At 65.8% G+C, this 12,617-nt stretch carries 17 protein-coding genes and 1 tRNA gene; 5 read left to right on the top strand and 13 right to left on the bottom strand.

Translation table 11 applies throughout. From position 1 onward, the window contains the following. Positions 1–2: 2 nt before the first annotated feature. From RND64_RS12360 to RND64_RS12340, 5 genes are all read left to right on the top strand, one after another. Positions 3–1,073, top strand: coding sequence for a pseudouridine synthase (locus RND64_RS12360; RefSeq protein ID WP_049700737.1), 1,071 nt, complete (start codon positions 3–5; stop codon positions 1,071–1,073). Further along, positions 1,070–1,768: a (d)CMP kinase gene (gene cmk / locus RND64_RS12355; RefSeq protein ID WP_049700736.1), complete on the top strand. Its 699-nt coding sequence runs from the start codon at positions 1,070–1,072 to the stop codon at positions 1,766–1,768. The genes RND64_RS12360 and cmk overlap by 4 nt, the downstream gene beginning before the upstream one ends. Continuing rightward, positions 1,765–3,213 carry a ribosome biogenesis GTPase Der gene (der, locus tag RND64_RS12350; RefSeq protein ID WP_005206958.1) on the top strand — a complete coding sequence of 483 codons (1,449 nt, stop codon included), beginning with the start codon at positions 1,765–1,767 and terminating at the stop codon, positions 3,211–3,213. Before cmk ends, der begins: the two co-directional genes overlap by 4 nt. A 48-nt stretch (positions 3,214–3,261) precedes the next feature. Next, complete coding sequence (locus tag RND64_RS12345) at positions 3,262–3,528, top strand: GlsB/YeaQ/YmgE family stress response membrane protein (protein ID WP_049700735.1); 267 nt, start codon at positions 3,262–3,264, stop codon at positions 3,526–3,528. Positions 3,529–3,615: 87 nt separating this feature from the next. Next, a tRNA-Pro gene (locus RND64_RS12340) sits at positions 3,616–3,689 on the top strand. A 158-nt stretch (positions 3,690–3,847) separates the two neighbouring features. Here the strand turns inward: RND64_RS12340 and RND64_RS12335 are convergent. The 13 genes from RND64_RS12335 to RND64_RS12275 all read right to left on the bottom strand — a co-directional run bounded on the left by RND64_RS12335 (position 3,848) and on the right by RND64_RS12275 (position 12,468). Beyond that, positions 3,848–4,171, bottom strand: coding sequence for a hypothetical protein (locus RND64_RS12335; RefSeq protein ID WP_049700734.1), 324 nt, complete (start codon positions 4,169–4,171; stop codon positions 3,848–3,850). Between the two features lie 2 nt (positions 4,172–4,173). Continuing rightward, on the bottom strand, positions 4,174–4,494 hold the full coding sequence (locus tag RND64_RS12330; RefSeq protein ID WP_083444471.1) for a hypothetical protein: 321 nt from the start codon (positions 4,492–4,494) through the stop codon (positions 4,174–4,176). 78 nt (positions 4,495–4,572) lie between these two features. After that, positions 4,573–5,406: a phage major capsid protein gene (locus tag RND64_RS12325; protein ID WP_049700732.1), complete on the bottom strand. Its 834-nt coding sequence runs from the start codon at positions 5,404–5,406 to the stop codon at positions 4,573–4,575. 135 nt (positions 5,407–5,541) lie between these two features. Then, positions 5,542–5,763: a hypothetical protein gene (locus tag RND64_RS12320; protein WP_049700731.1), complete on the bottom strand. Its 222-nt coding sequence runs from the start codon at positions 5,761–5,763 to the stop codon at positions 5,542–5,544. Positions 5,764–5,776: 13 nt separating this feature from the next. Beyond that, positions 5,777–5,929: a hypothetical protein gene (locus tag RND64_RS12315; RefSeq protein WP_160318058.1), complete on the bottom strand. Its 153-nt coding sequence runs from the start codon at positions 5,927–5,929 to the stop codon at positions 5,777–5,779. Between the two features lie 15 nt (positions 5,930–5,944). After that, complete coding sequence (locus tag RND64_RS12310) at positions 5,945–6,499, bottom strand: hypothetical protein (RefSeq protein ID WP_200903293.1); 555 nt, start codon at positions 6,497–6,499, stop codon at positions 5,945–5,947. Beyond that, complete coding sequence (locus RND64_RS12305; protein ID WP_049700730.1) at positions 6,496–7,833, bottom strand: phage portal protein; 1,338 nt, start codon at positions 7,831–7,833, stop codon at positions 6,496–6,498. The genes RND64_RS12310 and RND64_RS12305 overlap by 4 nt, the downstream gene beginning before the upstream one ends. A 9-nt stretch (positions 7,834–7,842) precedes the next feature. Beyond that, positions 7,843–9,312: a terminase TerL endonuclease subunit gene (locus RND64_RS12300; protein ID WP_049700729.1), complete on the bottom strand. Its 1,470-nt coding sequence runs from the start codon at positions 9,310–9,312 to the stop codon at positions 7,843–7,845. Between the two features lie 460 nt (positions 9,313–9,772). After that, positions 9,773–10,060, bottom strand: a complete 288-nt coding sequence (locus tag RND64_RS12295) for a hypothetical protein (protein ID WP_049700728.1) — start codon at positions 10,058–10,060, stop codon at positions 9,773–9,775. Next, complete coding sequence (locus RND64_RS12290) at positions 10,057–10,284, bottom strand: hypothetical protein (protein WP_049700727.1); 228 nt, start codon at positions 10,282–10,284, stop codon at positions 10,057–10,059. The genes RND64_RS12295 and RND64_RS12290 overlap by 4 nt, the downstream gene beginning before the upstream one ends. Continuing rightward, positions 10,281–10,592, bottom strand: coding sequence for a hypothetical protein (locus tag RND64_RS12285; protein WP_049700726.1), 312 nt, complete (start codon positions 10,590–10,592; stop codon positions 10,281–10,283). The genes RND64_RS12290 and RND64_RS12285 overlap by 4 nt, the downstream gene beginning before the upstream one ends. Positions 10,593–10,808: 216 nt before the next feature. Next, positions 10,809–12,074 (bottom strand): AAA family ATPase, encoded by a 1,266-nt coding sequence (locus RND64_RS12280; RefSeq protein WP_049700725.1) that lies wholly within the window; start codon positions 12,072–12,074, stop codon positions 10,809–10,811. 163 nt (positions 12,075–12,237) lie between these two features. Beyond that, positions 12,238–12,468 (bottom strand): helix-turn-helix domain-containing protein, encoded by a 231-nt coding sequence (locus RND64_RS12275; RefSeq protein ID WP_049700724.1) that lies wholly within the window; start codon positions 12,466–12,468, stop codon positions 12,238–12,240. Positions 12,469–12,617 lie beyond the last annotated feature (149 nt).

The raw sequence follows: 12,617 nt of genomic DNA, 5'->3' as shown, positions 1-12,617 counted from the left end.
ATATGGCATCCGCTAGCCGTGACGGCACACCGGGCGACCGCAGGAAGAACAATGCGGGTCGCACCAACCGAAAGAACAGCTCCAATGACAACCCCCGCGGGCAGCGCTCCGCAGGTGGGGCAGCCGGGCGCGGCGCGTCGGGCAAGTCCGCGAGCGGTCGCAGCATCCCCGCGGGCGGTAAGGGGCATGGGTATAAGGGCCAGCAGCCCAGCACAAAGAAGAGGCATCGCAAAGGCCGTTCGACGCCCGACGTCGAGGCAGGGCGCATCAGGCTGAACAACGCGCGACCAGCACGCCACCAGGGCGGCTCCGACGAGAGTGGCCACGCCACCTACGTCGACGACGGCGTCCGACTTCAGAAGGTCCTCGCACAGGCAGGCGTTGCATCGCGACGCGGCGCGGAGGAGATGATCGCCGCCGGTCGCGTCGAGGTCGACGGCGAGGTCGTGACCGAGCAGGGGCTGCGCATCGACCCCGACACCGCGGTCATCCGCGTCGACGGTGCCCGCGTCATCATCGACGAGACCAAGCAGTACCTCGCGCTGAACAAGCCCAAGGGCTGGCAGTCGACGATGGCCGACGACCAGGGCCGCCCCTGCGTCGGCGACATCGTGGCCGAACGCGTCATGGCGGGTCAGCGCCTCTTCCACGTCGGCCGGCTCGACGCCGAGACCGAGGGCTTGTTGCTGCTGACCAACGACGGCGAACTCGCCCATCGGCTGATGCACCCCTCCTACGAGGTGCCCAAGACCTACCTCGCGACGGTCAAGGGCGAGGTTCCTCGTGGGCTCTCGCGCACGCTGCGCGACGGCATCGAACTCGACGACGGTCCGGTGTCCGTCGACGGATTCACCGTGATGGACGTCAACGAGGGACAGTCGCTGGTGCGGATCACTCTGCACGAGGGCCGTAATCGGATCGTGCGTCGACTCATGGAATCCGTCGGGTTCCCGGTGACCTCGCTGGTGCGCACCCACATCGGCAACGTGGCACTCGGCGAGCAGCGTCCAGGAACGCTGCGAGTGCTCGGACGCGACGAGGTCGGTGCGCTGTACAAGGCGGTGGGGATGTGAGCGAGTCCGTCACGTCCTCGCGCGTGATCGCGATCGACGGACCCGCGGGGACCGGAAAGTCCACTGTCTCAAAGCTTCTCGCGCAGCGGGTCGGTGCGCACTACCTCGACACCGGGGCCATGTACCGTGCCGCGACGCTCGCTGTACAGCGAGCAGGTGTCTCGCCTGATGCTCCCGACTCGATCGCCGCGGTCGTCGACGACGCGCGGATCGAACTGCGTGCAGACGGATCGGGTGGATCACGGGTGTTCCTCGACGGTGAGGACGTCTCGGCGCCCATTCGCACCGACGAGGTGACCAACGCGGTCTCCGCGGTCTCAGCCGTGCCCGCCGTCCGGTCGAAGATGGTTGCGCTGCAACGGATTCACGCCGTCGACGACTTCGTCGTCGTCGAGGGCCGAGACATCGGGACCGTCGTCTTTCCCGACGCGCAGGTCAAGATCTATCTCACCGCGACGCCCGAAGCGCGAGCACTACGACGACATCGGCAGAACCTTTCCGCCGGTCGTGACAGCGATTTCGAGCAGGTTCTCGAGGGTGTGAACCGCCGTGATCATCTCGACTCGACGCGCACCGTATCGCCACTGCGACCCGCAGACGACGCGGTCATCGTCGACACCAGCGACCTGTCACTCGAGCAGGTTCTCGACAAACTCGCCGGACTGGTCCAGACACGAACCGGAGGTGCCGTGTGACCGAGCACGATGACTTCATCACTACCGACGTAACAGCCCAACCAGGCGACGGTATCTGGTCGGACGAAACCGACTGGGAGCTGAGCGAATTCGACCTCGGCGAGGAGGGCGGCGAACCCGAACGACTCCCCGTCGTCGCGATCGTCGGCCGTCCCAACGTGGGCAAGTCGACGTTGGTCAACCGCATCCTCGGCCGCCGTGAGGCCGTCGTCGAAGACATCCCCGGCGTCACCCGCGACCGCGTGTCGTACTCGGCGTCGTGGTCGGGGCACCGCTTCACCGTCGTCGATACGGGCGGATGGGAACCCGACGCCAAGGGCCTGCAACAGGCCGTCGCGAAACAAGCCGAATCGGCCATGGAGACCGCAGACGTCATCGTGGTCGTCGTCGACGCCACTGTCGGTGCCACCGCGACCGACGAGGCCGTCGCCCGCGTGCTTCGACGGTCGAAGACGCCGGTCATCCTCGTCGCCAACAAGGTCGACAGCGAGAAGCTCGAGGCCGAAGCTGCGTCGCTGTGGTCGCTGGGACTCGGTGAACCGCATACGGTTTCTGCCGCGCACGGCAGGGGAGCGGGCGATCTCCTCGACGTGATCCTGGAGAAGATGCCCGAGACCCCGCGGGATGCGGCGCCTGCGTTCGGCGGTCCCCGTCGCGTGGCGTTGGTCGGTAAGCCCAACGTCGGGAAGAGCTCGCTGCTCAACAAGCTCGCGGGTTCCGACCGCTCGGTCGTCGACAATGTCGCCGGCACCACCGTCGATCCCGTCGACGAGCTCGTCGAACTCGACGGACGGCCGTGGCTGTTCGTCGACACCGCGGGCTTGCGCCGCAAGGTGCACACCGCCAGCGGACACGAGTACTACGCGTCGCTGCGCACGAGGTCGGCGCTGGAAGCCGCCGAGGTCGCGATCCTGCTGATCGACGCGTCGGAGCCGATCACCGAGCAGGACCTACGCGTGCTGTCGCTGATCATCGAGACCGGACGTGCCTTGGTGATCGCGTTCAACAAGTGGGACCTGGTCGACGAGGATCGTCGCTACCAGCTCGACAAGGAGATCGACCGCGAACTCGCGCGCGTGCCGTGGGCACGGCGTGTGAACATCTCGGCGATGACCGGACGTGCGGTCCAGAAGTTGGTGCCTGCCCTCGAAGGTGCGCTGGAGTCGTGGGACAAGCGCATTTCCACCGGCCAGCTCAACAACTGGCTCAAAGACGTCATCGCGTCGAATCCGCCTCCTCTTCGCGGAGGACGGCAGCCGCGTGTGATGTTCGCGACCCAGGCATCGGTGCGACCGCCGACGTTCGTGCTGTTCACGACCGGATTCCTGGAGGCGGGCTACCGCCGCTTCCTGGAGCGTCGTCTCCGCGAGGAATTCAACTTCGACGGCTCGCCGGTCCGGATCAACGTGCGCGTGCGCGACAAGCGAGACCGCCGGAAGCGTTGACCGCCCCAGACAGCGAGTCCCGCCCGAAGTCGTGACATACTCCCATGCGTGCTTATCTTGGCGATCATCGTATTCGGGATGGTTATCGGCGCCCTCGCGCAGCTGATCATCGGTGGCAAGAACATGTGGAACATCGACTGGACCTTGGCCATCGTCGCGGGCCTGGTCGGCTCGTTCGTCGGCGGACTGTTGATCAGCCTGCTCTCGGGTGACGGACTGTCGTTGCGTCCGAGTGGAATCATCGGATCGTTGGTCGGCGCACTCATCGTGACCGGTGGCTGGATCTGGTACCGGAAGCGCTCCACGGTCTCCTAGCAGAACCGTCGGCGCGGCCGTGACCAGGCGATTAGCCTCGAACGGCCGCCGTCGGCTAATGTTGTCGAGGCCCTCGCGAGAGGGCAACGGGCTGTGGCGCAGTTTGGTAGCGCACTTGACTGGGGGTCAAGTGGTCGCAGGTTCAAATCCTGTCAGCCCGACAGATTGACCAGCGTAAACACGCTGAATCAGGGTCACCGTGCCCACTACGTGCCCAATCAGCACATGACAGAGGCCCCGGATCTTCGGATCTGGGGCCTCTGTCAGCGTGGTGCGGGAACCTTCCGGCCTCCGCGTATTCGATTGTGGGACCAGTATCTCAGCCGGACCCGAGCGACATCATCACCTCGTAGTGGTGCGGGGTGTTGCCGCTGCCGATGCGGTAGGGCATCGCTCGCCCTTCCAGCGTGTACGTCTGCGCTCGCCAGATGACGGTGGTCACCTGCTCGATGCGCGGATCTGTCACGGTGAGCCGGTACGTCGTGAGCGTGGTCGATCGGCCGCGCTGGGCTTGCTGGTCCCCGGAGATCGGCGTGACCGATGCGCGGATCGGGATGTTCTGCACCGGGATGGGATCATCGTTCTCATCGCGTCCGCCACCGATCTTGAGCGTCACTGAGTCCTTGAGTGGCAACCTGGGCACGGTCAGGCCGCCTTGCGTCGGTAGCGGTCCAGGACGATGCGCTCGGCGAGGGTGAAGCCCTCGAATGCCTGATTGAACGTCACGACGCCGGTCGAGTACCGCAGACCTTCGGGGTTGGCGAGCATTCGCGCTGCTGCCATTTGAACCACGGCATCGACGCCGGGACGGGTGGTGATCCCATCGGCCTTGACGTGCTGCCCGCGGGTGTAGGCGTCGCACATGGCCGACGCCATGGTGATCGCCTGGCCAGCCTGGGCCATGAGGTCGGTGTCGGTGGTCGGCTCCCCGAGCCACTTAACGAGATCCGTTGGTGTTACTGCCATGTCGGCCTCCTGGTGAAGCGGCCCGAGACTTGGGAAACCGTGACGAAACCCAAGCCCCGGACCACGATTGTGGGACCGTCAGGCCGCAGTGAGGACGACGACACCTTCGGGGTGCAGGAGCCCGAGATCGAACCGCGCGACGACGCGGATCGCGGTCTCGTCGGTCGCCGCGTACAGCTCGGGGAGCAGGGTGACCGAGGGTGCGAGATCGCGGGCGATCGCCACCTGGTTGGTGTCGAGCAGGATCGCCTTGCCGGTGGCCAGCTTGTTGGTCGGCGTCACCTGGATGCCGAACAGTCGATAGACGGCATCGGCGGTGAGGTCGGTCTCCAGGAGGTAGCGGCCCTGCGAGTCCTTGGCCTTGCGCAGCGCGATGAAGTCCTGCGAGTTGATGAACCATCGGTTGGGGGTCACCTCGGCCGCGTGCGCCTTGGCGATCGCGTCCAGGTAGCTGTCCGGGTTGTCGGCGTCGAGCACGCCGGTCTGGACTCCCGCCTGATTGACGATGCCCTTGATGGTCTTGGTGGCCCCGGTACCCGACAGGAGCGCGGTGTCGAGCGCGTTGGCGACATCGGTCACCAGACGGGTCTTGAGCACCGCGTCCAGGCCGATCACGCTCTGCCGGATCAGTTCGTTGGTGAACCGGACGATGACCTTGAGCGACTTGAGATCGGACGGCAGGAGCTTGACCTCATCGAACGACACGTCGCCCTCGGGGATCTGGGCACCCTCGGCGACGAATCCGACCGATGCGCCGGAGGTGAGTCGCGGGATGCGCAGCGGGCTGGAGGTGTCGAAGATCTTCGGCGAGCTGGCCAGGACGACGGACTGGGCCTCCAAGGGCTGGACCAGGAGGCTGGCGACCTGCTCCTGGAGCAGAGTCGGATTGGTGGTGGTGGTTTCGGTTGCCACGGGATTCTCCAATGGTGAAGTGATGGAACAGGATTCACGCGATTGGAGCACCTGGCTCACTCAGCGGTCGAGCAGAAACGGCACCGGGCCTCATCCCACTATATGAGATGAGGCCCGGTGTCGGCAACGATGAGGTCACTCGATGCGCGAGGTGTTCGCCTCGATGCCGTCAGTGTGATCCTTGATCGCGCCGAGCGCCTTGAGCGCCTTGGCGTGGTCGTCCTTGAAAGGGAGGATCAGCCCGTCGTGCAGGAGTTCGTAGAGCCCGTTGAGGTTCTCGTTGATCTGTCGCAGTTCATCCAGGATCTGCGAGTTGCTGACTTCCTCGTAGTCCGGGTTGATGTTGTCGTTCGACACGTCCGTTGTCCTGTCAGTCGTCGTAACGCGCGGGGTTGGCGGCGAGAAACGCGTATGCCTCTGCCCACTCCTTGACGCGGCTCCCAGCGGTGTCGCTGGCTGCCTTGTCGAGCACGTGCTTGACCGCTGCCTCCCACTTCGCCCTGATGCTGTCTTCGTCTGCCACGGTTTTCTCCATCTGTCAGACCCGGCCCTGCAACATGCCGAGTAGGTTGACCTCCGCGGGTGCGGAGCCACGACTACCTTGCCCTACGTCACCGACAAACCGACGTGCTTTCAGGTGCGGCTTGTCGGCGAGCAACGCGTCGATCGCGGCCTGGAGCGCTTCGGGGGACTCCAGGTGTGCAGCGTCGAACGGCAGGTCGGCCGGATCGGCGAGCGCGCCGGTCTGCTCGACCTGGAGCCGGTGGAGCTGCTGTTCCAGATCGCGGACGCGGGTCCGGTATCCGGCCGACTCCTGTCGGAGTTCCTGCACGTACTCGCGTGAGAACGTGTCGGTGTCGCCGGATTCCGTTGTGTCCGTTGCGCCGTCAGTGTCCGCCGATGCCTCGGAATTGTTGGCCGCTGAGTCGCCCGCTGCCGGAGTTTCGGAGTCACCCTGGGGTGATTGGTCCCCGGATTCCGTGTTCTGCGAGCCGGTTTCGGCGTTGGCGGGGCTCTCGCTGCCGGTGGTCTCCGTTGCCTCGGGAGCCTCGTCGGTGGGGTCCTGCTGGGTCTTCTTGTCGTCGTCGGTCACGCTGCTGCCTCCGGGGTCGAGCTGGTGGTGTCATCTGCCGGTCCCTGCTCGGGGTTGTCGATGCCCAATCGCGTGCGCGCTTCGGTCGTCGTGATGATTCCCGCTCCATGGAGCTTGACCACCGCGTCCGCTTCGGCGGCTGCCGAGCGCGTCGATGGGTCCGCCCACTGCACGCGCGGCGAGTAGTCGGCGACTTCGCCACCGCGCTCGACGGCGAGGATCAGTCGAGCGACCTGCTCCCACGCGCGGCCGAACACCGCTTGCCGTGCCTCCGCGCGTGCCGTGAGAGCTGCCTCGGCGGCCCGGATCGCGTCCGCAGACGCCGGGACCGTCGAGTTGATCCCGAGGTAGTGCCCTGGCAGGCCCGAGACTGCGCTCGCCTGCTGGAGTAGGACCCGGACCGCGGTGTCATATCCCGACAGATCCGCGCCGGGAAGTTGCCCGAACTTGCCGTCAGCGGCCTCGTTGACCATGAGCCGGGAGGTCTCCGAGATCGGATTGACCACCTCCATCACGGGGTCACCGTCGTCATCGAGCACGGGCTCCCCGTTGTCGCCGATCTTCGGCTGCTCCTCCAGCTCCAGCCCCGTCGCCCATCGGCGGGGACGTGCGCCGTACTCCGATGCCGTCAACATGTCGGCCGAGATCTTGTTCAGTGCGTCCACGATGGGGATGAGGTCAGTGAACTCGGAGACGCCGAACACGTCGAGCGGGCGATCGGTATTCGTCAGCGCGACGACGGGGACCGCGAGGAGCGGATTGTCGATCACCTTGGTGATCTTCGCGCCGGTGATCTGGGCACCGTCCCCGATCAGATGCTCAATCCGATCCGGCCGGTAGATGACCCATCGGGTGGCTCCCTTGGTGCCGTCCGGTGCGAGGTCTGTCCAACGCTTCACTGCTGCAAGGGTTTCCCCGCTGCCAGCATCGCGGTATACGGCGACCTGGCGGCCGCTCTCGACGGTTGCCACCGCCTTGCCCGCGGTGTTGGCCCAGACGATGACGGCCGCCTCACCGATCGCCAGGGCCTCCCGGTGCCCTGCTGGTGAGGCCTGGTCGAGATCCGAGCGCGTCCACGCCTCCCAGAGCGCGGTGTCCCGCTTCCCCTCGGCGTCGATGAACCCGGTGACCCGCAGCCGCTCGGCGATCGCCGACACGGCCAGCCGGGGGAGGTTGGTGGCGATGCGGTCGAACCGCTGCCCGATCGCCTTCTTGGCGTCGGGGGACAGAAACGCGAGCGGCTGCTCGCCCGCGTAATACTGCGAGAGCAGGTGTAGCCGCGCGGCGCGTACGTCGAGCGCGCGGTCGAGTTCGATGTTGCTTACTTCGGTCACTGTGATCTCCTATGCCGCAAAGGATCTGACGCGGCGTCGTTTCGGTTTCTTGTGTGCTCGCCAGGTGGCGCGTGAGTGGCCCATCACCAGACAGGCCGCCAGGTCGATGCGGCGGTTGCTGCCTCGTTTCGACTTGTCGAGCCGGATTCCCCGCGCGTCCTCGGTGACGATCGCGTTCGACACATGGCGCGCGAGATCCTTGTTGCCTGAGTGTGTCACCAGACCGTTGCCGCAGGCCTGGATCAGCTCGGTGGTGGCCGGTGTGAGCCGGGGTCCGTTCTGGGGGAACTCGGTAACCGGGAGCCCTTCACCCTCCAGGACTTGCAGTGTGCGAGCCCACCGGAACGGATCGGCGACGATCTCGACCACCTGGTACTCACGGCAGAGTTCGCGGATGCGGTTCTCGACATCGAGAATCGGGACGCGCCAGTCGGCGTTGCCCTCCGGCGGCTCCCAGAGCCCACCGACATCGAAGTGAGGCCGATCGCTCACGGTCGCCACAACGATCGCGGTCGCGTCCTGCGAGTGGCTGCCGTCGAGCGCGAGCACGACGCGGGCACCCTTGCCGATGCCCTCCCCGGTGGCCAGCGATGCCCACTGGCCTTGAGGCAGGAACGATGAGTCATCGTGCTCGACCCACTGGCCCAACCGAGCGCGTCGGAACTCGCTCTCGCGGCTCCTGGGTGGCAGGGACGCGCGCAACGTCGAGCGCTGCACAAGGTCATCCAGGCCAGGATTGGCCGCCGCCCATGCCTCCTCGTCGTCTACGTCGCAGCCGATCGGCGCGGCGAACTCGACCAGTCGCAACGATTCACTGTCGGGGTTGGCGCGGCCGTCGAGTACCAGGTCCATGAGCGGACTCACGTCGCGCCAGGATGGTGGTGACGGTGTACCGATCGCGAGGAGCTGCGAGCCCTCCCGTTTACCCGTCGAGTGGAGCGTCGCCTCGTACGCGTCGCGTCGGACGAACCCGATCTCGTCAACGATCGCCAGCGATGCGTCCTCGCCTTCCACACGGTGAGCCTCACCGGGTAGTGCGATGATCTGCGAGTCCGATCCGGGTATCACGATGCGGTCTTTGTAGGTCATCGCGCGTGATTCCAGCTCGGGATTGAGGCTCACCATGCGGGCAGCGGTCGCCAACAACCTCATCGCCGACCGTTCATCCTGGGCGACGATGACCGCGCGGGCACCTTCCACGCCGGACATGAACACGTGATGCAACGCCAAACCTGCTGTGAGAGTTGACTTTCCCTGTCCACGTGGCAGTACCCACACGTTCAGCGGCACGCGGTCATCGAGCAACGTCGAGACAAGTTGCCGCTGCCACGGCCGGACCTTCACCGGCGTCCGGGCACCTGTGCCCTTCGGCGTGATGAGGTAGCGCGCCGCGAACAACTCGAACTGGCGAGCACCCTTCGCGCGGGTCTTCCACGCCAGCGGCGACTCATCGCGTGAGCCCTTCGGTCCTGCCTTCACCGTCTCACCTCCCGGTCCAAGTGTCCCACATATTGAGACTGTCGCGGGTCACCGCAGGTCAGCGGTGTGAGATCGCGTTCTTGCCTAACCGGCGGAGTCCGGGAGGGGTCGGCGAGCGGGTGCCTCCCCTGGGGGCTGAGAGGTCCTCTCGCGGCCCCACGTCGCGCGTTGCACCCTCGGCACACAACATCGACATCGCGGAGCCTGACAGCCAGCCCGCGGGCGGTCCGGTCCCATGCCTCCGGCGAGTGGTCACACGTGAGGTCCTCGCGGGTGCCGCAGTCCGAGCAGAATGGCTGGAGCCGACGTGCCTTGGCGCTGAGACGTTCCCAGCGTGCGTTGTACCCGCGCGAGGTCGCCGATGCCCTCGGTCGTCGCGCGTCTGCTGCACGTGCGCAGTCGGGGCACCTGCCCGCTCCATGGTGGGGCTCACCGCAGACGGTGCAGGGTCGGGGAGGCATCAGTCACCGTCCTCATCGAGCCGGTGCTCGCGTGCAGCGTCGATCAGTCGGTCGAGCGCGCCGACGTTCTGGGTGAGCATGTCGAGCCAGGCGAGTGGTCCGCCCTCGACGGCCTGCTCGGCGAGCCCGAGCGCGTACGCGGTTAGGCAGTCGAGCATGTGCGCGGGGTCGCAGTTGGTGGCGATCGCCATTCGGCCGGCGGTGTCACCGAGCACGGTGGCGCGCATGTACGCGAGTGCGTCCCTCATGTCGTCGGTGTCGAGTCGTCGGGGTTGTTGTGTGGTCACGGGTGTTGCCTCCGGTGTCGTAGGTGTTCGGTCTGTGCTCGGTGTTCTGCTGCTTCTCGTTGCCCGGCCTGCTGCTGTCGCAAGCGCTCGCGGCCGTCGAGCCAGTCGTCCAACATGTCGGCCAGCTCCAGGCACCACTCCCGAAGGGTGAGCACCTCCTCGGCTGCTGGATCTCCCCGATGCCGCAGACGCATATCGACGCCGGGGATGCGTGCTGTTGTCACTGGTCGCAGTCCTGCCGGTGCTCGCCCATGGCGATGAGCAGATCTCCGATGCCTGAGCCGGGTGTTACGTCGGCGTCGGCGGCCGACAGGATGCCTGGAGGTCGAGCGGCGTCGTGCAGTGCGTCAGTGAGGAACTCGGCGACGCCTTCGGCGTGCTCGCGGTAGGTGTAGGTGCCGTCAAGGCGCAGCATCACGTCGAACCCACCCGATGCCGTCTGCACAATCTGGATGGGATGCTGTCGAGCTGCCTCGCGGGCCAATGCCCTCAGCATGATGGTCAGAATGGGGTTGTCGATGTGGTCACTCACGAGGTTGTTCTCCTTGGTTGTCTTCCACCGCCGCTGTTATCCACCACTCCGGGCCTTACAGGCCCAGCGCGGATAGCGCGGATAGTTGCGCGGATAGAACGCGGATAAGCGCGGATGCGCGGATAGGTCTGTTCTTGCAGGTCAAGCGGCATCGGCTATCCGCGCTACGGTGGACGGCTGTTGCGCGGATGTTTGCGCGGATAGAGCGCGGATAGATCAGGCATCGGTGCCCTCATTCCGTGCTGAGAACGGCAGGATCTTGGCATCGGCGACGACGTGCAGCACCCTTGCTCGGCCCTTGCCGGGGATCTCCTCGACCTCTCCGCGTCGGCGGAGTTCGGCGAGTGCGTCGAGCGCTGACTCGCGTCGCTTGGTCTCCTGGAAGTGGTCACGAAACTCTGACTTGTTCGGAGCCATGTCGGCGGACTCGCGGCCTCGGATGTACTCCAGCACTTCGGCCTGGAGCGCGGCGTCCTTGGCGGCCTTGGCCTCTAGCGCGGCCTTGTCCACAACGAGCGGGTCGGCGTGAACCGGGACCATGGAGGTGGGCCAGATGCCGTTGTCGGAGACTTCCACCTGCTCGATGCGGAATGCCCATCGGCCGGTCTCCGGTCGGTGCTTCTGTTTCGTCGTGGTCATCTCGACCTGTCCGGGAACCGGCTCATCCTTGGTCAGGAGGAACACGGAATCGGCCGCGCCTTCCCAGGCCGATGCGCCGCGTCCGCTGGTGCCACCCTTCGGCGGGTGGTGCAGCACCATGACGGCCGCGCCGGTCTGCGCCCGGAGGTGGTCGGCCTTATCGACGGCATCGGATGCGTCGCTGTTGCTGTTCTCCTCTAGCCCGACTTGATGACGTGCGAGTGTGTCCACGACGATCAGTGCGGGCTTGTAGTCCTTGGCGACCTCGACCAGCTCATCCCATGCGTCAGACATGAACGGAACCGCTCCATCGACGCCGCGGAACCACGGCCGGATCTCGTCGCGCGAGACCCCGTGATGCTTGAGCCACGCCTCCAGCCGGATGCCGAACGCGCGCCCGCCACCTTCACCAACGAGGTAGAGGACCCGTCCGCGTGTGGTCTGGTGGCGTCCCCACCACTTCCCACACGCGATACAGAGCGCAATGGCCAGGGCGATCGCGGTCTTATAACTGCCTCGGTGCCCGATGAGCATGGAAGTACCGCCACCGTCGAGCACGTCCTTGACCAGAGCCATGGGTGGCTCTGCGTCCAGGAACCCGTCAACGTCGAGCAGACGATCGGTGAGCGTGCCGTTGATCGCCGCAGCTTCGGCGCGTTCCTCGGCGTCGATGATCTTCTTGTTGGCTCGACGCCTGCGCTCCTTGTCGAGTTCGTCAGACTTGAGCCTGGCCGCCTTGTTCTCCGCCCGCTTGACCGCTGCCTTGAGTTCGGTGATCTCTGTGGCGATGACGCCCTGGACGGTCGTCACCTCGCCGGTGCTGAGGGTGATGGTTTCACTCATCGGCGACCACCCGCCAGACGGTGGGGGAGCAGGACGCCGACGCCGTAACCGGCCGGGTAGGCCAGCGCGGCCACGATGATGAGTAGAGCTGAGATTGTCACGGTTATGCCTTTGTGAGTAGGACGACGAAAAACCTTGTTCGGGTTGGTATTTCGTGTCCGCGTCACGCGGCGTCGGGGCTGATGTCCCCTGATGTCTGTGCAGCGGCGAGGAACCGCTCGACTTCGGCGGGCTCGATGCGGATGACGCGCTCGGAGAGCCGGATTGCCTTGAGTCGACCCTCGGCGATCCACCGCCGGACAGTGCGATCGGACACGCCGAGTTCCTCGGCGAGCGTGGTCGGGGTAGAGAAATTGCGCCGCTTGGTCGCGGGGGTGAAGTTGCGAGAGGCCACGGTGAGAACTCCTGAGATCACGAAGGTAGAAATCACTCCGTGGTCCCAGGGTTTGCCCTGGCCCATTTTACGGCGCTGCGCTGCGGTGAACCTCTTCTTCTCCGAGTCTTCCAGCCCGATCGCGGAAAGCGATGAGCACGACGGTAGCC

The organism is Gordonia sp. w5E2 (assembly GCF_036540975.1).
Classification (GTDB): domain Bacteria; phylum Actinomycetota; class Actinomycetes; order Mycobacteriales; family Mycobacteriaceae; genus Gordonia; species Gordonia jacobaea.
Note: the sequence above shows the minus strand (reverse complement) of the source record. Positions and strands in the feature narration are given on the sequence as shown.

Bases quoted from the DNA above. Each gene is read 5' to 3' on its own strand.
- RND64_RS12330 (WP_083444471.1), bottom strand. From the start codon at position 4,494: ATGGCAGTAACACCAACGGATCTCGTTAAGTGGCTCGGGGAGCCGACC.
- RND64_RS12360 (WP_049700737.1), top strand. From the start codon at position 3: ATGGCATCCGCTAGCCGTGACGGCACACCGGGCGACCGCAGGAAGAAC.
- RND64_RS12280 (WP_049700725.1), bottom strand. From the start codon at position 12,074: ATGAGTGAAACCATCACCCTCAGCACCGGCGAGGTGACGACCGTCCAG.